Source organism: Slackia faecicanis (assembly GCF_003725295.1).
Taxonomy (GTDB): Bacteria; Actinomycetota; Coriobacteriia; order Coriobacteriales; family Eggerthellaceae; genus Slackia; species Slackia faecicanis.
Genome location: NZ_QICB01000001.1, coordinates 471560 through 492486, shown reverse-complemented (window position 1 = coordinate 492486; position 20927 = coordinate 471560). Strand labels below are relative to the sequence as shown.

The following is a 20927-nucleotide window of genomic DNA, read 5'->3' as shown; positions in this document are numbered from 1 at the left end:
GGGCGCACACGCGTTGAAAAACGCAGGTCGAATGCATGATAGACGCGGCATGAGGCAAGGAGTGCAGTAACGTGGCTCGCGGTTCCAAGACCACCGAATCACAACCGAAGAAGAAAAGCGATGCGGCCAAGGAAGGCCGCGTCGCTTTGAAGGACGCGCCTTCGAAGAGCAAGGGCCGTCGCAAAGAGCCCGAGGCCGAAGCGCCCGAAAGCGCCGCTCCGCTCATTTTCGACGAGCGCACCAAGCGCGACATCGCGGGCGTCGCCATCGCCGTGGCGGCCGTCGTCTTGTTCGTCACGGCCGTCTTTCCGCCCTCGGGCTTCATCACCTCGGCTTTGGCCGGGGCGCTTCATGCCGCCCTGGGCGTGGGCGCCTACGTCCTGCCCGTCCTTCTGGCCGCGGTGGGGGCGTGCTTTCTCCTGCGCGGCGAGACGGACGTGCTCGCCTTGCGCATGGGCGTCGGCTTCATCATGCTGTTCGTGGCGTTCGAGGCCCTGCTGTCGCTGTTCGTGCCGGGGGCCGATGCCGATCCGTCGCTGCTGTTCGGCGCCGAGGCGCTGCGCACGCACGGCGGATACCTGGGCGCGGGCGTCGCGTGGGCCTTGCTCGAGCTTCTCGGCCGCGTAGTGGGCGCCATCGTCATGGTGGGCCTCGCCCTGGGCGGCGCGGTGGTCATCGGATTCTCCGTGTCGGGGGCGCTGCATACCGCCCATGACGCTATCGCCTCGGTCAAAGAGCGCGTCGAGCGCCGCCGCGAGCAGCGCGAGGCCGCGGCCGAGGAAGACGAATCCGACGCGCTCGATTCGCCCGCGTATCGTCCCGCGCAAAGCTCCGAGCCGCCGGCGCGCATCGTGCGCCGCCCCGACCCGATTCCCCGCGTCCCGCGTGACCTGTCGCGTCCGCGACGCGCGTCGCAGTCGCTTTCCACCCAGGTGCTCGGCGCCCCGAGCACCGCGCAGGGCGGCCCGTCCGCGATGTCGGTCGACATGTACTGGCCTTCCGACTACGCCTACGACGAGGCCCGCGCCATCGCCGACGAAGGCCGCGCGATCGAGGCGAAGCGTACGAGGGTCCTCGGCGTGGAAGACCCCCTCGACGAACGGGGCATGGTGCCCGCGGCTTCCGACGAGGCCCCGGCGGAGCCTGGATTCCTGCGCTCCGAGCGCACGGCGGCGCCTGCGCCTGCGCCTGCGCTCGAGTCCGAGGAAGAAGACAACGTGTTCGAGGCCGCGCCCGTCGCGCCCGCCACGGCAACGCGCTCGCTTTCCGCGCGCAAAGAGGCGCCTGCCAAGCGCGCCCTTCCGTGGGAAGACCCCGAAGACGATGTATTCTCGCCGGCTGCTCCCGTCATCGAGGAGCCCAAGGCCGTGCCGCCCGCGCCCATGACGCGCAAGCTCGAACGCGCCGCGAGCGCGCCCGAGGCCGCGGTTTCGGGCGTGACGCGCTCTCTCAAGAAATGCGCCGCTCCCGCCGCATCGCGTATCGCGGGCGGCGAGGGCGAGACGCGCGGCGGCTTCACGCTTCCCGCGTTCAGCCTGATCCGCCATAGCGAGCATGCCGCCGAAGCCGACGAGCGCGAGCTCGCGGCCACGGCTGCCGAGCTGCAGGGCACGCTCGAAGACTTCAACATCATGGCCACGGTGGTCGGCTGGGTCGCCGGCCCCACGGTGACGCTGTTCAAGGTTGACCTTCCCAGCGGCGTGCGCGTGAGCAGGATCATGGCGTTGCAAGACGACATCGCGCTTGCGCTCGCGGCGCCCGGCGTGCGCATCTTCGCCCCGATTCCCGGCACCAACCACGTGGGCATCGAGGTTCCCAACAAGGTGCGCCAGAACGTGCTTTTGGGAGACGTGATCAAAGACGCCAAGGGTTCGCCGCTCGAGATGGCCATCGGCAAAGACGTCGAGGGCCATTCGATCGTCACCGACCTGGCCAAGATGCCCCATCTGCTGATCGGCGGCACCACGGGCTCGGGCAAATCGGTGGCGATCAACGCCATGATCATGTCGATCCTCATGCGCGCCACGCCCGACGAGGTGCGCTTCATCATGATCGACCCCAAGCGCGTCGAGTTCACGCCCTACAACGGCATTCCGCACCTCTATGTCCCGGTGGTCACCGAGAACAAGGAGGCGGCGAGCGCCTTGGCATGGGGCGTGGCCGAGATGGAGCGCAGGCTCAAGGTCATGTCGAAGGCGGGCGTGCGCAACATCGCCCAGTACAACAAGAAGGTCGAGCAGGGGGTCTTCGACGAAGAGGCCGACGAAGGCGCCGAGCCCGCCAAGAAGATGCCCTACATCGTCATCATCATCGACGAGCTCGCCGACCTGATGATGAACGTGGGCAAAGAGGTCGAGCTTTCGATCAGCCGCATCGCCCAGCTCGCGCGCGCCGCGGGCATCCATATGATCGTGGCCACGCAGCGCCCGTCCACCAACGTGGTCACGGGCCTGATCAAGGCGAACATCACCAACCGCATCGCCTTCAACGTGGCGTCGGGCATCGACTCGCGCGTCATCTTGGACACGCCGGGCGCCGAGAACCTGATCGGCTTGGGCGACATGCTGTTCAGCAAGCCCGAATACGCCAAGCCGCAGCGTCTGCAGGGCTGCTTCGTGTCCGAGGAGGAAATCGAGGCCGTGGTGGCGCATCTCAAAGAGCAGGGCGAGCCCGAATACCACCAGGAGATCTTGCAGACCAACGTCATCGGCCTCGGCTCGTCGATGCCCGACGGATCGGGCGGGTCGTCGAGTTCGGACGACCCCTTGCTGTGGGAGGCGGCCGATATCGTGGTGGCGAGCGGCCTGGGGTCGACCTCGAACATCCAGCGGCGGTTGAGCGTGGGCTATTCGCGCGCCGGCCGTATAATGGACATGCTTGAAGAGAAAGGCATCGTCGGCCCCCCGAACGGCAGCAAGCCGCGCGAGGTGCTGGTCGATGCGATGGAACTTGAAACGCTCAAGGCATTCGAAGCCCAGGATGCCTCGGAAGGATTCTAAGGAGGAACGGCGTGGACGAAATGAATTTCGGCGACGTGTTGCGCCATGCGCGCGAGCAGAGCGGCGAAGACCTCGTGTCGGTCGCCCGACGCATCCGCATACGCCCCGATATCCTCGAACGCATCGAGGACTCCGATATCGACGCCATGCCGCCGCGCGGCTACTCTCGCAATATGATCAACGCCTATGCGCGCTATCTGGGCCTCAATACCACCGAAGTGGTGAAGATGTACCAAAACGCCCAGTATCGCAGCCAGGTGGAGCATGCGCGCGAGAACATCAGGCCGTCCGGCTTCGACATGCCTTCGTCGCGCCGCTCGGCGGTGCTCGACCGCGGGCATGAAGACGAGCGTGCCGCTAAGGAGCAGGCCGCTTCCCAGGCGGACCGCGAGCGCGCCCGTCGCTCGTCGGGAGGCTTCGACGACCGGCTGTTCGACGATATCGACGCCGCGATCGCGCCGCCCAAAGAGCCCGCCAGCCGTATCGGCGCGGTGCACGTGGGCTCGTACAACGCCTACGGCCAGGGCCTTTCTCAGCGCAACGCGCGCCGCTCGAGCGACCAGACGCGTCGCATCGAGCCGGTCGAGGACGGCCGTCGCCATGACGCGCGCAGCACCCACCGCGCCCGCCGTTCGAGCATGCCGGGGGAGCACTACACCAACCTCTACGCCGCGCCTAAAAACATCGGCGTGCGTCCTCCCAGCTGGCGCGACAAGATGCCCTTCATCGTCGCGGGCATCATCGTGCTGTTGCTCGTGGTGGTCATCGCGGTGCTCGCCAACGGCATCGGCCGCGCCCAGAACGTCGAGCAGGAACCCGCGCCCATGAATATCACGGGGCTTCCCGGCTCCGCCACGACCGATTCGTCCGCCGACGACGCGGCGGCCCAAGACGGCGCCGCCAAGGCCGAGGAGGACGCGGCGAAGGCCGAAGAGGCCGCCAAGGCCGCCGCTCCCACGAAGACCGTCATGGCCTACGACATCCCCAAGGGCGTCACCACCTATTTCGAGGTGTACATAGACGGCAAATACGTCGACGGCGGCGACGCCACCGGTCCCAAGAGCCAGTCCTACGACGTCACGGGCGATTTCGAATTCCACGTCACGCCGCCTGACGGCGTGAAGCTGACGCAGGACGGCGTCGAGATCCCCCTCAAGGCGGGATCGTCGGGCGTGGCCACGGTGAACGTGAGCTTCGCCGACGTCCTCGCGCAGTGGAACGAAGAGCACGCCGCCGCGGGCGACTCTTCGAGCGAAGGCTCGGGCGAGGCCGCCTCGAGCGCGGGGAATTCCTCTGCCGCATAATGCGTTTTTCCACGGGCGGGCCGCACGACTCGCCCGTTCGTCGTTTTTCCATCCAAGAAGAAAGGTTGCCATCATGGCGAAAGAATCCAGCTTCGACGTCGTGTCCACCGTCGACATGCAGGAGGTCGATAACGCGTTCGGCCAGGCGAAGCGCGAGCTCGCCCAGCGCTACGACCTCAAAGACTCGGGCGCCGAGATCACGCTCGACAAGGGAGGCCGCAAAATCACCGTGGCCGCCCCGGCCGACTTCGTGGCCAAACAAGTCATCGACGTCTTGGCCAGCAAGCTCATCCGCCGCGGCATCGATCTGAACTCCGTGAAGTGGGGCGAGCCCGTGGCCGCCGCCGGCCAGAGCGTTCGTCAGACGGGCGAGATCGTCGAAGGTATCGACAAGGAAACGGCTTCCAAGATCAACAAGGACATCAAGGCCCAGAAGCTTAAGGTGAAGGTGACCATCGAGGGCGACAAGCTGCGCGTGAGCTCTGCTTCGCGCGACGCGCTCCAGGAGGTCATCGCGTTTTTGAAGGGCAACGACTACGGACAGCCGTTGCAATACGTCAACTATCGATAAGCAAGGCGGTGCATCTGTGACCAACATCGACGTCACGACGGCGCACCTCGGCGAGCGCGCGGCGGCCCCTGCGGTCTGCTTCGTCACGCTCGGCTGCGCCAAGAACGAAGTCGATTCGGCCGAAATGACCAAGCGCGTCCTTTCCGCCGGATTCGACGTGGTGGAAGATCCCTCCGCGGCCGATGCCGTCGTGGTGAACACGTGCTCGTTCATCCAGGCCGCCACCGAGGAAAGCCTCGATACGATCTTCGACATCTGCGGGCTCGACAACTTCGAGAACGGATCGGCGAAGCTGATCGTGGCGGGCTGCATGCCCGCCCGCTACGGCGCCGACCTCGAAGACGAGCTGCAGGAGGCCAAGGCGTTCGTTCCGTGCAGCCGCGAAGACGATATCGTCGAAGTGCTCTGCGCCGTTTTGGGCGTGCGCCCCGAGGCGAGCTGCGACGCGTTCGATTCTCCGTACGCCGAAAGCCCGTCGTCCTACGTCAAGATCAGCGACGGCTGCGACCGCTTCTGCAGCTTCTGCGCTATTCCCTATATCCGCGGCCGCTACCGCAGCTTCCCGCTCGACGACGTGAGGGCCGCCGTGGCCGAGCGCGTGGCGGCGGGCGTGCGCGAAATCACGCTGATCGCGCAGGACACCGGCCGCTGGGGCGAAGATTTCGACGAGCCCGACACCACGGCGCACCTGCTCGACGTGCTCGCGCGCGAATTCCCCGCGACGTGGTTCCGCCTCATGTACATCGAGCCGCAGGGCGTCAGCGACGAGCTGCTCGACACGATCGCCGCGCACGACAACGTGTGTTCGTATCTCGATGTTCCGCTGCAGCATGCCAGCAAGCCTGTGCTGCGCGCCATGAACCGCGCGGGCGACGCCGAATCGCATCGCGCGCTGGTCGAGCGCATCCGCGCGCGCGTTCCCGGCATCACGCTGCGCACCACGCTGATCGCGGGCTTTCCAGGCGAGACCGACGACGATTTCGAAGAGCTGTGCGCGTTTCTCGAAGACGCCGAGTTCGATTACGCGGGCGTGTTCCCGTACTCGGCCGAGGAGGGCACGCGTGCCGCGACGCTCGACGGCCAGGTGGATGAAGAGGTCAAGATCGAGCGCGCCCAGCGCATCCGCGACATCGCCGACGCCATAGGCGAGGGCCGCGTGTCGGCCCGCATCGGCAGCGAGATGGACGTGCTCGTGCTCGGACGCGAGGAAGACGGCCAGCTGTTCGGTCGCGCCATGTGCCAGGCCCCCGAGGTCGACGGCGTCGTGTATCTGGAAGAGGGCGAGGTCGGCGACATTGTGCGCGTGCGCATCGTCGACACGCTCGTGTACGAGATGGAAGGCGAGCTGTGCGATGGGCGATAACGTTTCGAAGCCGACCGATAGCGTGATGACCCCCGCGAACATCATCACCATGGTCCGCATCTGCCTGGTGCCCGTGTTCGTGGCGGCGATCATCAGCCCGTGGCCCGAGTGGATCGGCTTCGCCGAGCTCGACGTGTGGAAGGCATGGATCGCGGCGGGCATCTTCGTCGTGATCTCTTGCACCGACTGGCTCGACGGCTATCTGGCGCGCAAGCGCAACGAAGTCACCGACTTCGGCAAGTTCATGGATCCGCTGGCCGACAAGATCCTCGTCACGGCGGCGTTGCTCGTGCTGATCGAGCTGGGCGCCATTCCCAGCTGGGTCGTGCTGATCATCGTCGCGCGCGAGTTCATCGTGTCGGGCGTGCGCATGGTGGCCGCCAGCAAAGGCGAGGTCATCGCGGCGTCGTGGTACGGCAAATTCAAGACCGTGTTCCAGATGGTCGCGATCGTGCTGTTCGTGGTGAAGGAAAGCCCCGCGTTCGGCGACTCTTCGTCGGGCTTTTATATCGGCCTGTACGTGCTGAGCTGGACCGTCATGGGCATCGCGCTGATCCTTACCGTGGTGTCGATGATCGACTACATCTCGAAGGCGCGCCATCTGATCGGCTTCAAGCCGAAAGGCGATGCGGCCGTCGTGAAGGAGCGCCCGCTCGCCGAGCGCGTCATCGACGCCGCCAAAGAGCGCGAGCTGCGCATCGGCACGGCCGAAAGCTGCACGGGCGGCCTGGTCTCGGCCGCGCTGGTCGACGTGCCCGGCGCCTCCGACGCCGTCTGGGGCGGCGTGGTGAGCTACGCCAACGACGTGAAGCGGTCCTGCCTGGGCGTTTCGGGCGACACGCTCGCTGCCCACGGCGCCGTCAGCGAGCAGACCGCCTGCCAGATGGCCAAGGGCGCCCGCGCGACCCTCGGCGTCGACGTGGCGGTGTCCACCACGGGCATCGCGGGTCCCGGCGGCGCGGTCGAGGGCAAGCCGGTCGGAACCGTTTGGGTCGGCGTGTCGTCGGCCGCGGGCGAGCATGCCGCGCTGCACCATTTCGACGGCGACCGCGCCGCGGTGCGCCGCCAGGCCGTCGATGCCGCCTTGGAAGCGCTTCTCGACGAAGTGCGGCAATAGCCGCACGGCCGGATTTCCGCCGCTTTTCAGGCCCCGCTCTCTTCCATCGCCAGGTGGGGAGGGCGGGGCTTTTTTCGTCGGAAGGGTGCACGCCGCGCCTGCGGCGGCTGGGCCGGTTTCGCGCCGGATGCGGGCCGGCCGACGCCCGGATGCGCGTCTTACGCCCGCCGGCCCGCGCTGTCATGCGGGCAAGGGCGTTGTGGTTTCATGGGGATGCGCTCGCTTCGCGAAGCATTTCTTCGCAGGCGATTGACATGAGAACATCTGTTCGCAATAATAATGCGGCTGCCGTTTCGCGGCTGCACGGTCGATATCAAGGAGCAGGGATGAATCAGGACAAAGAACAAACGCTGAAGCTCGCCACCGAGCAGATCGAGCGTAAATTCGGCAAGGGTTCGATCATGAAGCTCGGCGAGGACGGATGCGACCTCGAGGTCGGCGTCATTCCCACGGGAGCGCTCCCGCTCGACGCGGCGCTCGGCATCGGCGGCGTGCCGCGTGGCAGGATCGTGGAAATCTACGGCCCCGAATCGAGCGGCAAGACCACGCTCGCGCTGCAGATCCTTGCCGAAGCGCAGGCGCTCGGCGGCGTGGTGGCGTTCATCGACGCAGAGCATGCGCTCGATCCCACGTACGCGGCCCGTCTCGGCGTCGATATCGACGAAGTCCTGATCTCTCAGCCCGACACCGGCGAACAGGCGCTTGAAATCTGCGACATGCTGGTGCGCTCCAACGCGATCGACGCCATCGTCATCGACTCGGTGGCCGCGCTGGTCCCGCGCGCCGAGATCGAGGGAGAAATCGGCGATAGCAGCGTGGGCCTCCAGGCGCGCCTCATGTCCCAGGCGCTGCGCAAGCTGGCGGGCTCGCTTTCCAAGTCCAACACCACGTGCATTTTCATCAACCAGCTGCGCGAGAAGATCGGCGTGATGTTCGGCAATCCCGAAACCACAACGGGCGGCCGCGCCTTGAAGTTCTTCTCGAGCGTGCGTATCGACATCCGCCGCATCGAAACCCTGAAGAATAAGAGCAACGAACCCATCGGCAACCGCGTGCGCGCGAAGGTCGTGAAGAACAAGGTGGCCCCGCCGTTTCGTCAGGCCGAATTCGATCTCATGTACGGCACGGGCATCTCGCGCGAGGGCTGCATCGTCGACATGGGCGTCGAGGCGGGCGTCGTGAAGAAGAGCGGCGCTTGGTACACCTGCGGCGAGCAACGTCTCGGCCAGGGCAGGGAAGCGGCCAAGGAAATGCTGCGCACCAACCCCGACCTGCGCGACGAAATCGAGGGGAAGGTCCGCGAATTCTTCGGCATCCCGAGTGCGCGCGGCGATCAGGCCGAGGCCGAATAGAAGAGGGGATTCCTTTTCGCCCGCCGCCTCGCGGCCGCATCTCGCGCCCGCGCCGTGCGGCTGCATCGTGCGACGGCGTTGCATGGCGATGCCGCAAGGCGTGCATGCGGAGTCTGCGTGTCGCGATATCGCGAGGCTGCGTACAGCGCCGCGCTTCCGTGCGGCGCGAAAGTCGCAGCGTTCGAACGAGGGGCGGGGCCGTCGCCGCGATGCGAACCCCGCCCCTCGCGCATCCGAAACCTGCTCTTGGAAACCTGCGTCCGATAGGAGAAGCCATGCCGGTCATCGACGACGAATTCCTCTCGAAACTCGTGCGCGAGCCCATCGCGGCATGCGTCTCCGACGATCAGGAAAAGGCGTTTTCGAAGATCGTCAGACTCTCGGCTGCCCGCGACCGCTGCGTGCGCGAGCTCGCCGACCGCCTTGCCCGCGACGGTTTCTCCGATGACGATATCCATGCGGCGATCGATCGCGCGACGGCATGCGGCCTCGTCGATGACATCCGGTACGCGGAAACGCTCGTGCGTTCGCGCCTTTCGCAGGGCAAGGGCAGGGCGGGCATCGAAAACGAACTGGTCGCCGACGGCATCGCCGTGTACGACATTCCCGGCTGGCCCGACGAATACTTTCCCTCCGACGGGCTTTCGGAAGAAGAGCGCGCATTCGAGCTGCTGTGCAAAAAGCCCCCGCGGTCGAAAAACGTCTACGCGTCGGCGTGCCGCAAGCTCGCTTCGCGCGGGTTTTCCAGCGATGCGGTGTTCGCGGCTGCGCGCCGCTATACACAGGCGAACGATAGGGTTTTTTGACGAAACGCGGAGGGTTTTCTCGCGGTGTCGGTGTATTATGGGGAGAGCTTGAGTGTATTCGCATCGAATGTTCGATGCTTTTCGATAAAAACAATCGCATATGCATGCCTTTATCGTTCCATGCGCTTCGCTCATGCCAGGTGTTTATGCCCGGCTTTTTTATTTCCGGTACACCGATACATCATTTTGTCTGAATCGAATCTAAGAAAGGGGAAGCCGATGCCCGAATTGCCATGGCTTATCGCCGTAGTCATCGTCGCCATCCTCGGCGTCGCTGTCGGTTTCGTTATCTCCCGCTATCTCGTCAACGCCTCGAGCAAGAAGGCCGCCGAAGAGGCCGAGCAGCTCGTCGCCTCCGCCAAGCGCCAGGCCGAAACCCTGCGCCGCGAAGCGGTGGTCGAAGCCAAGGACGAAGTCTTCAAGATGAAGCAGGAGGCCCAGGCCGAGAACAAGGAGCGCATGCGCGAGGTGCGCAATGCCGAAAACCGCATCAACCAGCGCGAAGAGAGCCTCGATCGCCGCGTCGAAAGCCTCGATGCCCGCGAGCACCAGCTCTCCTCCATGCAGGGCCAGGTCGAGCGCCGCGAGCGCGATCTGAAAAACGCCATGCAGGAGGTCAACGTGCGCCTCGAGCGCGTCGCCGGCATGACTCCCGACGAAGCCAAGCAGGAGCTGCTCGACAGCCTGCGCGACGAGGTCACGCATGAAAGCGCCGCGATCATCCGCGAGGCCGAGCAGCGCACCAAGCTCGAGGCCGATAAGAAATCGCGCGAGATCTTGAGTCTGGCCATCCAGCGCGTCGCCGCCGACCATTCCGCCGAGACCACGGTCAAGACCATCCATATTCCCTCCGACGACCTCAAGGGCCGCATCATCGGCCGCGAGGGCCGCAACATCCGCTCCTTCGAGCAGCTCACCGGCGTGAACCTGCTCATCGACGACACGCCCGAGTGCGTCACCATCTCGTGCTTCGACCCCGTTCGTCGCGAGGTCGGCCGCGTGACCATGGAAAACCTCATCGCCGACGGCCGTATCCATCCCGCTCGTATCGAGGAGATGTACGCCAAGGCTGAAAAGCAGGTCAACCAGCAGGTCCAGGACGCAGGCGAGCAGGCCACCTTCGACGTGGGCATTCACGACCTGCACCCCGAGCTCGTCCGCACCCTCGGCCGTCTGCGCTTCCGCACCTCGTTCGGCCAGAACGTGCTGAACCACTCCCTCGAGGTCGCCTATCTCTGCGGCGTCATGGCCGCCGAGCTCGGCCTCGACCCGGTTCCCGCGAAGCGCGCAGGCCTTCTGCACGACCTGGGCAAGGCCATCGACCACGAAATCGAAGGCCCCCACGCCGTGATCGGCGCCGATCTGGCCCGTCGTTTCGGCGAGAAGCCCGAAATCGTCCATGCCATCGAGGCCCATCATGCCGATGTCGAGCCCAACAGCGTGCTCGACGTGCTGGTTCAGGCCGCCGACGCCGTTTCCGCCGCCCGTCCCGGCGCCCGCAAGGAAAGCCTCGAAAGCTACGTGAAGCGTCTCGAGAAGTTCGAAGAGATCGCCAATGCCCACAAGGGCGTCGAGCGCACCTACGCCATGCAGGCCGGCCGCGAGATCCGCGTCATGGTCGTTCCCGACCAGGTCGACGAGGCCGCAGCCGTCGTGCTGGCGCACGATATCGCCAAGCAGATCGAGGACGAGATGCAGTACCCCGGTCAGGTCAAGGTCGTGGTCATCCGCGAAAGCCGCGCGGTCGATTACGCGAAATAGCATCGAATGAACCAGGCGCGCCCGTGTTTCGAACGGGCGCGCCTTTCGTATCCGACGGGCGCACGCGGCACGGCAGCATGCGCCCTCTTCGTTTTCATGCCGCCGCATGCGGCATCGGAAGGAGGGCCGCATGGAAGGCCGCAGCCTGGCATCGTTCATCGACGAGGCGTCGGACGGATCGCTTCTGCGCGTCGAAGACGATTGGGGCAACGGATTCGTGCGCCTGCGCGTTTCCGAGGCCCAGAAGCGTCAGGCGAAGCAAGATATCCGCTGCGTCGAGGACGCGGTGATCGAGATGCTGCGCAACGCGCGCGACGCCCACGCCCGCACCGTCTTCCTGGCAACGGCCCGCAACGCCGACGTGCGTACGATCGCGATGGTCGACGACGGCGACGGCGTGCCGAGGGATATGAGCGAGCGCATCTTCGAGTCACGCGTCACTTCGAAGCTCGATACGTTTTCCGAAGACGACTGGGGCGTCCATGGCCGCGGTATGGCGCTGTATTCGATCAGGGAAAACGCGCTCGAGGCGCGCGTGGTCGCGTCGGTCCCGGGCGAGGGCAGCGCGTTTCGCGCGTCGTTTCGCATCGGCGATATCTCCGAGCGCAAAGACCAGAGCACGCTGCCCGAGCTTTCGGGCAGCGTGCGGCTCGGATGGCGGCTCGGCACGGGTCCGCGTAACATCGCGCGCGCGGCGGCCGAATTCGCCCTGTCGTGCCGTTCGGCCTGCACGCTGTACTTCGGCAGCCCCGTCGAAATAGCCGCGACGCTTGCGGCCTACGGCCGTCGTTTCGCGAGGGATGCGGCCGAAGCGGGCATCGCGCCCGAAGACGCGGCGCCTGCGAAGCGGCTTGCGCTCTGCTCGGATGCGGCCGCCTTCTCGCAATGCGCGCAGGGAATCGGCCTCGACGTGTCGCAGCGAAGCGCGTATCGGATTCTGCAAGGCGAGGTCAGTCCCCTCGCGCCGCTTCTGGGAATCCTGCGCGAACGCTGTGCGCGCGACGATGCGCCGGCCGACCGCCGCGACGCCCCGCGCGACATGCGCGGCCTTTCGATCGCGCCCGACGACCTCGACGACTTCGCCGCCGCGCTCAAGCGCGCCTGGCGCGACCTGGCCGCTGCCTACTATCTCGATCCCGACGTCGAGCCCGTCGTGAAGGTTTCGCGCGATGAGGTGAGGGTCGCGTTTCCCGCCTCTAAACAGCTGTAGTACAATGGCGATTCGCGGTCGGAACGGCCGCAAGGCATGCCGTCCAGGCTTACAACGCAGTTCAAACATCGTATAAAGGAAACACATGCCTCAAGATACCGACCAGAAGCCCGCATCGGACTGTCTGAAAGTCTCATCGAAATCGTCGGCCGCATCCGTCGCGGGCGCCATCGCCGGCATGATCAAAGACGGGTCGTGCGTTGAAATCCAGTCCGTGGGCGCGGGGGCCGTCAACCAGGCCGTCAAGGCCATCGCCATCTCCCGGGGGTTTCTTTCTCCCGTCGGTATCGAAATCGTCTGCATTCCTTCATTCGCCGATATCGTGATCGATGGCGAATACCGCACCGCGATCCGCTTCAGCGTGGAGCCGCGCGGCCCTCGGGGCGCCGCTCCTTCGCATCGCGAAACGCTCGAACCCCTGTCTTAAAGAGCGCGGGCCCGCATCCCGCGAAAAGGAGTCATTTATGCCCAATCTGCCTCAGAAGACGTTCTGCCTTTACACATACGGTTGCCAGATGAACGAGCACGATTCCGAGCGCATCGCCGGCATGCTCGAGTCGCACGGCGCGATTCAGGTCGAGACGGTCGAAGAGGCCGAAATCGCCGTTTTCGTGACCTGCTGCATCCGCGAGGCCGCCGACGTGCGCCTCATGGGCCAGGTCGCTTCGATCAAGAACATCCCGCTGCCCGAGGGGAGCACCCTGAGCAAGCGCATGGTCTGTATCGGAGGCTGCATCGGCCAGCGCGACGGCGACGCCCTTCCTGGCAAGCTCGCCCATGTCGACGTGGTGTTCGGCACGCAGAATGTCGAGCGCCTTCCGTACCTGCTCGAGGCCGCTATGGCCGAGGGCGGCCATCATGTCGAGGTGCTCGAGAAGTCCGACTCGTTTTCGACCGACCTGCCCTCCAAGCGCGATCGCGCCTGGTCGGCATGGCTTCCCATCACGGTTGGCTGCAATAACTTCTGTACGTACTGCATCGTGCCCTACGTGCGCGGCCGCGAGCGTTCGCGCACCCTCGAAGATATCGCCGCCGACGCCCGCGCGCTCGTCGCGGACGGCGTGAAGGAAATCACGCTGCTCGGCCAAAACGTCAACTCCTACGGCCGCGACCTGTACGGCGAGCCCCGCTTCGCCGACGTTTTGCGTGCCGTTTCCGAGTCGGGCGTCGAGCGCCTGCGCTTCGCGACGTCTCATCCGAAGGATTTGACCGATGAGGTCATCGGCCTGTACGCCGAGCTCGACAACCTTATGCCTTCGCTGCATCTTCCCGTGCAGTCGGGAAGCGACCGCATCCTCAAGGCCATGAACCGCCGCTACACCGCCGAGCGCTATCTCGCCTTGGTGGACGCCGTGCGCGAGGCCAATCCCGACGTCTCGCTTTCGACCGATATCATCGTGGGCTTTCCGGGCGAAACCGAAGAGGACTTCCAGGCCACCTACGACCTGGTCAAACGCGTCGGCTATTCGCAGGTGTTCACGTTCATCTATTCGCCGCGCGAAGGCACGCCCGCCGCGTCGATGACCGACGACACGCCGCGCGAGGTCATCCAGCGCCGCTTCGATTCTTTGGTCGACCTGGTCCAGGAAAACGCGCTCGAACAGAACCGCCGATTCGTCGGCCGCACGCTGCCGGTGCTCGTGGAAGGCGCGTCCAAGCGCGACGATCGCGTGCTCGCCGGCCACAGCCCGCACAACGTCACGGTGCATGCACCCGTGCCCGAGGGTCTCGATGCCGCAAGCCTCGCGGGCACCACGGTCATGGTTCGCATCGACCAGGCGCGCGCCTGGTATCTGTCGGGAACGGTCGTCGGTGATTAGCGGCGCCGGGCAGGCCCAGGCGCCTGCAGCGTCCGAATTCGAGCTGGCCTTGGCGCATCCGGTGGTCTGCGTGGTGGGGCCTACGGCCTCGGGCAAGACCGATGTGGCCCAGGAAGTGGCCGCTCGCATCGGCGGCGCGGTCATTTCGGCCGATTCGATGCAGATCTATCGCGGCATGGATATCGGCACGGGCAAGATCGCGCCCGACCAGCGCCGCGTCGAGCATTTCGGACTCGATATCTGCGAGCCGGGCGAGCCGTATTCGGCGGCGCTGTTCCAGGATTACGCTCGTTCGTGCTTCCGATCGCTCGATGCCGAAGGGCGTCGCAGCGTGTTGGCGGGCGGTACGGGGCTTTACGTGCGCGCGGCGATCGACGACTATCGCTTCCCGCGCGGAGAACAGACCGGAAATCCCGTGCGCGACTATTATGCGCGCGTGCTCGAAGGGCAGGGTGCGCAGGAGCTATGGAGCATGCTCGAGCGTCGCGACCCCGAAAGCGCGGCGTTGATCCACCCCAACAACACGCGCCGCGTCATCCGCGCGTTCGAGATGATCGAGTTGGAAAATACCACCTACGCCCGTCAGCACGAAGGCTTCTCGCATATGGCGCAGTCGGTGCCGGCCGTTTTCTTCGGCCTGTCCGTCGACCCGGCCGTATTGAACGAGCGCATCGAGCGCAGGGTCGATTCCATGGTCGAGCGGGGCTTGCTCGACGAAGTGCGCTCGCTTGCCGCCCATGGGTTCGAAGGCGCGTTGACGGCGCGCGAGGCTATCGGATACAAGGAAATCGTGGCCGCGCTGCGCGGCGAATGCACGCTTGACGAGGGGGTCGAGCAGATCAAAACGGCCACGCGCCGGTATGCGAAGCGTCAGCGCACCTGGTGGCGCAAAGACGAGCGCGTCCGCTGGATCGATGCCGACGACGCCGATGTGGCGCGTATGGCCGACGAAATCGTCGCTTCGCTGGACGCGGCGCGCGCGAGCGCTTCGTCGGTCCGATGACGGAAGGGAAACGCCTATGTCGTTCGCCGAAATGTCCCAGACAAGCTTCACCGAAGACGCCGAGCGCGCCATTCTAGTGGGCATCGAATACAAGGACGCTTCGCTCGACGATTCCGAATCGTCGCTTGCCGAGCTGGCGCGCCTGACCGATACAGCGGGCGCGACCGTCGTGGCCACGGCCACGCAGAAGCTCGACGCGCCCAACCCGCGCACGTTCATCGGATCGGGCAAGGCCGAAGAAATCGCCGGAATGTGCCGCAGCCTCGCCGCCGACGTGGTGATCTTCGACGAAGAGCTCTCGCCTTCGCAGCAGAGCAATCTCGAGAAGGCCATGCCGAAAGAGGTGAAGGTGATCGACCGCACGGCGCTCATCCTCGATATCTTCGCGTTGCATGCCACCACGAAGGAAGGCCGTCTGCAGGTCAGGCTTGCGCAGAACCAATATCTGCTTCCGCGCCTGCGCGGCATGTGGGCCCATCTGGCCAGCAACCGCATGGGCGGCGGCGTGGGATCGCGCTTCGGCGAAGGCGAAAGCCAGCTCGAGGTGGACCGCCGCATGGTGCGCAAGCGCATCACGTCGATCCGCCGTGAGCTCGAGCAGGTTTCGCGCATGCGCCAGACGCAGCGTTCGGCGCGCTATGCGTCGGGCGTGTTCAAGGTGGCCGAGGCGGGCTATACCAACGCGGGCAAGTCGAGCCTTTTGAACAGGCTCGCCGATGCCGAGGTGCTCAGCTACGACAAACTGTTCGCCACGCTCGACTCCACGACGCGCAAGCTCGTGCTGCCCGAGGGCCGCGAGGCCACGCTGACCGACACGGTCGGCTTCATCCAGAAGCTCCCCACGACGCTCGTCGAGGCGTTCAAGAGCACGCTCGATGAAATTCGCGGCGCCGACTTGGTGCTTCATGTCGTGGACGCCTCGTCGCCCGAATACGATAAGCAGATGCGCGCCGTGGAAGACACGCTTGAGCAGATCGGTGCGCACGGCATCGCGCGCATCCTCGTGTTCAACAAGATCGACCTGGTAGATGCTTCGGCACGCCTTGCACTGGCGTCGCGTTTTCCCGGCGCGGTGTTCGTTTCGGCCGAGACGGGGGAGGGCGTCGACGAATTGATCGACGCGATCGCCCGCGCCGCCACGGCCAGCGAAACGCTGATGGAAGTGGTCGTGCCGTTTTCGCGCGGCGATTTGACCTCGGTCGCGCATAGCAGGTGCACGGTGCTCGCCGAATCGTACGACGAGCGCGGAACGATCATGTCGGTGCGCGTTCCTGCCGAGATGAAGGCGCTGTTCGAGCCGTACGCGGCCAAGCCCGAATAGGTTTCGGCGAAGCTTGCGGCGTGCCGGCCTGTCTTCGCATGAAAAAAGCGCGAGGGAGTTTTCCCTCGCGCTTTTTCGTTGCCGCGATCAGATCGGGGCTAGAGGCGGCGGAATACGGCGACCACTTTGCCGGCGATCGAGACGTTCTCGCGCACGATGATCGGCTCCATCGACGAATTCTCGGGCTGAAGGCGCACATGGTCGTGCTCTTTGTAGAAGGTCTTCACCGTTGCCCCGTCTTCCACGATGGCCACGACGACATCGCCGTTATTGGCCGTGGGCTGCTCTTGGACCACGACGAAATCGCCGTCGTTGATGCCGATTTCGATCATGGAATCGCCGCGCACCTTGAGCAGGAACGAGCTTGAATCGCCGACGATTTCGGTTGGCAAGGGGATGGTTTCGGTGATGTTCTGGTCGGCGAGGATCGGCAGACCCGCCGCGACGTTTCCCACCACGGGCAGCGACACGACGTTCGCGAATGCTCCGGCGCCGACCGGCGGCTCGTTTTTCGCCTGGTCGTCGGCTGCGGGACGTTCGTGGCCGACGATGGTGATGCAGCGCGACTTCAGGGGATCGCGATGGATGAGGCCTTTGTCCTCGAGCGTTTTCAGATGCACGTGGACGGTGGAAGGAGACGATAGACCGAGGCCGTCGCAGATATCGCGCACGGTGGGCGCGATCCCCGTTTCGTCGATGGTTTTGGCGATGAAGTCGAGCACCGCTTTCTGCTTCTTAGTGATCTTCTTCGTGTTCTTGATTTCCGCTTCGGCCATGGCCTTTCCCCTTTATCGAACAAACGTTTGAAAAACGTTGACACGAACTTTTGTGCGCTTTATTATACATCCGAACAAAAGTTCGTTGCAAGAGTCTGGAGGTCGTAATGGGGAATCGTGGAACTCATCCGTACGTCGAAGGCACCGCGGCGCTGAAAATCGGTCGGCTGCGGCCGCAAGGCGAACCGCGGCTGATCCGCGTCGACTTCGGCGCAACGAACCGTCCTGTCGTGCAGGAGGGCCTTGCGTCGCGCGCCGATTGCGGCCCGCGCGTCATGCCGCTCGAGCGAGCCTCTCGCCGTTGTGCCCGCTGTGCGGCTCCGTTGCGCGGCGATGCCGCGGTCATCGTCGACGCGTTGGGGTTGCGGGAGATGCGCGACGAGCTTGAAAGGGGAACCGCTTCGGGCGTCGCCTCGGAAGGCTCGTTCGCGGTCACGCTGGCATGCTGTGCGGCGCTGTTCGCGTTCTGCCTTTTCTTACTTGCTTGGTAGCGCTGTCTTTCCGCTCCCGTCTTCGGGCCGCGCCTCCTGCCGCCGGCGGATGCCGTCCGTTCGATAGCCGATTTGCCCCTTGCACGGTTTTTTGCAAGCATATGTGACAATTCCATGTACTATCTATCAGTTCAATAGAGAAGGGGCATTTCGCTCCTTGGCATACCAAGAGGGGAGTACGAATCATGACGGATACGCTTACGCAATCTCAGGCGCCCGCCGAAGAGCATAAGCCATGGTATAAGCGCTTGTCCCTGACCACGTGGATTCTCGTCGCGTTGGTTCTCGGCGTCCTGTGCGGTCTGGCGCTTCAGTCCAATCCTGATATCGCGAACACTTACATCAAGCCCATCGGCACCATCTTCCTCAACCTGATCAAGATGATCGTCGTGCCCTTGGTCGTGTTTTCCATCATGACTGGCGTCATTTCGCTGCAGGACGTCAGGAAGGTCGGCGCCATCGGCGGCAAGACCGTCCTGTTCTATATGGTCACCACCGCTTTCGCAGTCGTGATCGGCCTGGTTTTCGCTAATGTCCTTAATGTCGGCGGCGGCTTTACGATGCCCGTGTCCGAGCTGTCCTACGAGGCCAAGGAGGCCCCTTCGTTCATCGATACCATCGTGAACATCTTCCCGTCCAATTTCTTCAAGCCCATGGCCGACGCCACCATGCTCCAGATCATCGTCATTGCCTTGGTTTTCGGCTTCGGCGTCATCGCGGCTGGCAAGAAGTCCGAGCCCGTGGTCCGTTTCGTCGAGGGCATGAACGAGGTCTGCATCAAGGTCATGCACGGTATCATTTGCTTCGCCCCCTTCGGCGTGTTCGGCCTCATGGCTCCCGTGGTCGCCTCCAACGGCCCCGATGTCTTGCTGCCGCTGCTGTGGCTGATCGTGGTTGCTTACCTCGCCATGGGCGCGCACCTCGTGGTGGTGTACTCCGGCATGGTCAAGCTGCTCGCGAAGATGAGCCCGCTGAAGTTCTTCCGCGGCATCGCCCCGGCGTTCTTGTTCGCATTTTCTTCGGCCAGCTCCGTGGGCACGCTTCCCATGAACATGGAATGCACCTCCAAGTTGGGCGCCCGTAAGGAAATGACCAGCTTCATCCTGCCGCTCGGCGCCACCATCAACATGGACGGCACCGCGATCTACCAGGGTGTCTGCGCGATTTTCATCGCCCAGGTGTTCGGTATCGATCTGACCATTTCGCAGCAGTTCATGATCGTCATGACCACGGTTCTCGCGTCTATCGGCACCGCAGGCGTTCCCGGTTCCGGCATGATCATGCTCGCCATGGTCCTCACCTCGGTGGGTCTGCCGGTCGAGGGCATCGCTCTGGTCGCCGGCGTCGACCGCATCCTCGACATGATGCGTACCGCCCTCAACATCACGGGTGACTCCGCTTGCTGCCTCTGCCTGGACTCCATGGACAAGCGCCGTAGTGCGCGCAAGGCCGAGAAGGCCGCTGCCTAACCGGAATTCGCACCGCAGCATTTCGCACGAACGAATGCGGTGGAAACCGAGAAGGTTGAAGCCTGCATCGTGAATCGATTCTTACGGCGGGCCCGGAACGAAGAGGATTCGTTCCGGGCCCGTTTGCATGAAGGGCGGTTCGCCGCCGTGTTTGCGTATCGCGTCTCGTGATGGTTTCGGGCGTGGCATCCTCTTTTTTATGCCGTCTGCGTGATTGCGAAACGGAGCGTGTATTATATGCGCCGTATGTAAAGATGCCCCGAAGGGGCCGAACGGAGGAACCGATGCGCTGTCCGTCTTGCGGTCATCCCGAATCCAAGGTCGTTGATTCCCGGCCTTCCGATGAATTCAATTCCATTCGCCGCCGCCGCGAATGCCTGAAGTGCGGCAATCGTTTTACCACGTACGAAAGGCTGGGCGACAATCCCATCATCGTCATCAAATCCGACGGAACCAGCCAGGTGTTCGATCGCGAGAAGCTCTATCGCGGCATCAGCATCGCATGCGCGAAGCGCCCCAATATCCCCAACGACAAGAAGTCCGAAATCATCGACCAGATCGAAGCCGAGCTGCGCAATTCGGGCCGCAACGAAATCAAGTCGAAAGACTTGGGCGATATCGTGCTCAACCATCTCAAGGGTCTCGACGACGTGGCCTACATCAGGTTCGCAAGCGTCTATAAAGACTTCCAGACGATCGAAGAGTTCCAGGAAGCGTTGCGCGGCCTGGAGCACTAACGCCGTTGTTTTCAAAAGTCGCCCGCATGGTTTCATGCGGGTTCTTTTGTTCTGTCCGCGTTCGCTGCGCGGAAATCCGCACGCCGTCGCGGCGTGCATGCCATACGAAAGAAAAGGAGAAGCATCATGGCCGATACGCTCAACATCGCCATCACGACCCTTGCCGACGACGTGACCATTCCCGCCTATGCCTACCCGGGTGATGCCGGCATGGACCTGCGCGCCATCGAGCACGTTTCGCTCAAGCCGTTCGAGCGTGCGCTCGTTTCCACGGGGCTGGCCATCGCCATTCCCGAAGGATACGCGGGCTTCGTGCAGCCGCGCAGCGGCCTGGCCATCAAGCAGGGCGTCACGGTGCTCAACACGCCCGGCCTGATCGACAGCCATTATCGCGGCGAGCTCAAAGTGGCGCTGATAAACCTCGACACCGAACACGTCTTCGAGGTGCAGCCCGGCGACCGCATTGCGCAGCTCGTCGTCCAGAAGGTCGAAAACGTGTCGTGGACCGTGGTCGATTCGCTCGACGAGACCGAGCGCGGCGAAGGCGGCTTCGGTTCGAGCGGCGTCGCCTAGGCTTGCCGTTTTCGCCGCGCGCCATGCGGTCGCGCCGAAAGCGGCCACGCATGTCTTTTCCGCATGCCGCCCGTGGGCTGTTGCCTCCGGCAAGGCGGATTCGAAGTGTCGGTCCGTCGCATCGAATCCGCGAACGCCGGGCGAGAACGAAAAGGCCGACCCCTGGCAGGAGTCGGCCTTCGTCGGCGCCCCGGCCGCCTCGCTCTATACGATGTTTCTAAATTCGGGGCGCGGTCCAGTACGGACCGCGCCCC

At 64.5% G+C, this 20927-nt stretch carries 18 protein-coding genes; 17 read left to right on the top strand and 1 reads right to left on the bottom strand.

Annotated features, from left to right (window positions below):
* Positions 1-71 precede the first annotated feature (71 nt).
* The 13 genes from DMP07_RS02240 (at position 72) to hflX (ending at position 16627) form a co-directional block, all read left to right on the top strand.
* Positions 72-2999 carry an FtsK/SpoIIIE family DNA translocase gene (locus tag DMP07_RS02240; protein ID WP_123197509.1) on the top strand — a complete coding sequence of 976 codons (2928 nt, stop codon included), beginning with the start codon at positions 72-74 and terminating at the stop codon, positions 2997-2999.
* 20 nt (positions 3000-3019) lie between these two features.
* Positions 3020-4303: a helix-turn-helix domain-containing protein gene (locus tag DMP07_RS02235; RefSeq protein WP_123197613.1), complete on the top strand. Its 1284-nt coding sequence runs from the start codon at positions 3020-3022 to the stop codon at positions 4301-4303.
* A gap of 73 nt (positions 4304-4376) precedes the next feature.
* On the top strand, positions 4377-4874 hold the full coding sequence (locus tag DMP07_RS02230; protein WP_123197508.1) for a YajQ family cyclic di-GMP-binding protein: 498 nt from the start codon (positions 4377-4379) through the stop codon (positions 4872-4874).
* Positions 4875-4890: 16 nt separating this feature from the next.
* Positions 4891-6237: a 30S ribosomal protein S12 methylthiotransferase RimO gene (gene rimO, locus DMP07_RS02225; protein WP_123197507.1), complete on the top strand. Its 1347-nt coding sequence runs from the start codon at positions 4891-4893 to the stop codon at positions 6235-6237.
* Positions 6227-7354 carry a CDP-diacylglycerol--glycerol-3-phosphate 3-phosphatidyltransferase gene (gene pgsA, locus DMP07_RS02220; protein WP_123197506.1) on the top strand — a complete coding sequence of 376 codons (1128 nt, stop codon included), beginning with the start codon at positions 6227-6229 and terminating at the stop codon, positions 7352-7354. Before rimO ends, pgsA begins: the two co-directional genes overlap by 11 nt.
* Before the next feature lie 326 nt (positions 7355-7680).
* Positions 7681-8706: a recombinase RecA gene (recA, locus tag DMP07_RS02215; RefSeq protein ID WP_123197505.1), complete on the top strand. Its 1026-nt coding sequence runs from the start codon at positions 7681-7683 to the stop codon at positions 8704-8706.
* A gap of 275 nt (positions 8707-8981) precedes the next feature.
* Complete coding sequence (locus DMP07_RS02210) at positions 8982-9512, top strand: regulatory protein RecX (RefSeq protein ID WP_161957004.1); 531 nt, start codon at positions 8982-8984, stop codon at positions 9510-9512.
* Positions 9513-9731: 219 nt separating this feature from the next.
* On the top strand, positions 9732-11273 hold the full coding sequence (gene rny / locus DMP07_RS02205) for a ribonuclease Y (protein WP_123197503.1): 1542 nt from the start codon (positions 9732-9734) through the stop codon (positions 11271-11273).
* Positions 11274-11403: 130 nt separating this feature from the next.
* Positions 11404-12483: an ATP-binding protein gene (locus DMP07_RS02200; protein WP_123197502.1), complete on the top strand. Its 1080-nt coding sequence runs from the start codon at positions 11404-11406 to the stop codon at positions 12481-12483.
* Positions 12484-12568: 85 nt separating this feature from the next.
* A complete protein-coding gene (locus DMP07_RS02195) occupies positions 12569-12910 on the top strand; it encodes a stage V sporulation protein S (protein ID WP_123197501.1) in 342 nt (113 codons plus the stop codon).
* A 37-nt stretch (positions 12911-12947) separates the two neighbouring features.
* Positions 12948-14303: a tRNA (N6-isopentenyl adenosine(37)-C2)-methylthiotransferase MiaB gene (gene miaB, locus DMP07_RS02190; RefSeq protein ID WP_123197500.1), complete on the top strand. Its 1356-nt coding sequence runs from the start codon at positions 12948-12950 to the stop codon at positions 14301-14303.
* The gene (miaA, locus tag DMP07_RS02185; protein WP_425303981.1) at positions 14299-15306 is read left to right on the top strand and encodes a tRNA (adenosine(37)-N6)-dimethylallyltransferase MiaA; all 1008 of its coding nucleotides are present in this window, start codon (positions 14299-14301) and stop codon (positions 15304-15306) included. The genes miaB and miaA overlap by 5 nt, the downstream gene beginning before the upstream one ends.
* A 16-nt stretch (positions 15307-15322) precedes the next feature.
* On the top strand, positions 15323-16627 hold the full coding sequence (gene hflX, locus DMP07_RS02180; RefSeq protein WP_123197498.1) for a GTPase HflX: 1305 nt from the start codon (positions 15323-15325) through the stop codon (positions 16625-16627).
* A gap of 98 nt (positions 16628-16725) precedes the next feature.
* On the opposite strand, the gene lexA is transcribed toward hflX, so the two are convergent.
* A complete protein-coding gene (gene lexA, locus DMP07_RS02175; RefSeq protein ID WP_123197497.1) occupies positions 16726-17403 on the bottom strand; it encodes a transcriptional repressor LexA in 678 nt (225 codons plus the stop codon).
* A gap of 107 nt (positions 17404-17510) precedes the next feature.
* Between lexA and DMP07_RS02170 the strand changes: the two genes are divergently transcribed.
* The 4 genes from DMP07_RS02170 to dut all read left to right on the top strand — a co-directional run bounded on the left by DMP07_RS02170 (position 17511) and on the right by dut (position 20673).
* Positions 17511-17894: a hypothetical protein gene (locus DMP07_RS02170; RefSeq protein ID WP_123197496.1), complete on the top strand. Its 384-nt coding sequence runs from the start codon at positions 17511-17513 to the stop codon at positions 17892-17894.
* Between the two features lie 185 nt (positions 17895-18079).
* Positions 18080-19363: a dicarboxylate/amino acid:cation symporter gene (locus DMP07_RS02165; RefSeq protein WP_123197495.1), complete on the top strand. Its 1284-nt coding sequence runs from the start codon at positions 18080-18082 to the stop codon at positions 19361-19363.
* Positions 19364-19647: 284 nt separating this feature from the next.
* Positions 19648-20100: a transcriptional regulator NrdR gene (nrdR, locus tag DMP07_RS02160; RefSeq protein WP_123197494.1), complete on the top strand. Its 453-nt coding sequence runs from the start codon at positions 19648-19650 to the stop codon at positions 20098-20100.
* Positions 20101-20226: 126 nt separating this feature from the next.
* Positions 20227-20673, top strand: coding sequence for a dUTP diphosphatase (gene dut / locus DMP07_RS02155; RefSeq protein ID WP_123197493.1), 447 nt, complete (start codon positions 20227-20229; stop codon positions 20671-20673).
* The last annotated feature ends 254 nt before the right edge of the window (positions 20674-20927 follow it).

Coding starts and splice junctions, on each gene's coding strand:
- DMP07_RS02230 (WP_123197508.1), top strand. CDS start 4,377: ATGGCGAAAGAATCCAGCTTCGACGTCGTGTCCACCGTCGACATGCAG.
- DMP07_RS02200 (WP_123197502.1), top strand. CDS start 11,404: ATGGAAGGCCGCAGCCTGGCATCGTTCATCGACGAGGCGTCGGACGGA.
- DMP07_RS02235 (WP_123197613.1), top strand. CDS start 3,020: ATGAATTTCGGCGACGTGTTGCGCCATGCGCGCGAGCAGAGCGGCGAA.
- DMP07_RS02195 (WP_123197501.1), top strand. CDS start 12,569: ATGCCTCAAGATACCGACCAGAAGCCCGCATCGGACTGTCTGAAAGTC.
- recA (WP_123197505.1), top strand. CDS start 7,681: ATGAATCAGGACAAAGAACAAACGCTGAAGCTCGCCACCGAGCAGATC.
- DMP07_RS02210 (WP_161957004.1), top strand. CDS start 8,982: ATGCCGGTCATCGACGACGAATTCCTCTCGAAACTCGTGCGCGAGCCC.
- nrdR (WP_123197494.1), top strand. CDS start 19,648: ATGCGCTGTCCGTCTTGCGGTCATCCCGAATCCAAGGTCGTTGATTCC.
- miaB (WP_123197500.1), top strand. CDS start 12,948: ATGCCCAATCTGCCTCAGAAGACGTTCTGCCTTTACACATACGGTTGC.
- rny (WP_123197503.1), top strand. CDS start 9,732: ATGCCCGAATTGCCATGGCTTATCGCCGTAGTCATCGTCGCCATCCTC.
- lexA (WP_123197497.1), bottom strand. CDS start 17,403: ATGGCCGAAGCGGAAATCAAGAACACGAAGAAGATCACTAAGAAGCAG.
- pgsA (WP_123197506.1), top strand. CDS start 6,227: ATGGGCGATAACGTTTCGAAGCCGACCGATAGCGTGATGACCCCCGCG.
- dut (WP_123197493.1), top strand. CDS start 20,227: ATGGCCGATACGCTCAACATCGCCATCACGACCCTTGCCGACGACGTG.
- hflX (WP_123197498.1), top strand. CDS start 15,323: ATGTCGTTCGCCGAAATGTCCCAGACAAGCTTCACCGAAGACGCCGAG.
- DMP07_RS02165 (WP_123197495.1), top strand. CDS start 18,080: ATGACGGATACGCTTACGCAATCTCAGGCGCCCGCCGAAGAGCATAAG.
- DMP07_RS02170 (WP_123197496.1), top strand. CDS start 17,511: ATGGGGAATCGTGGAACTCATCCGTACGTCGAAGGCACCGCGGCGCTG.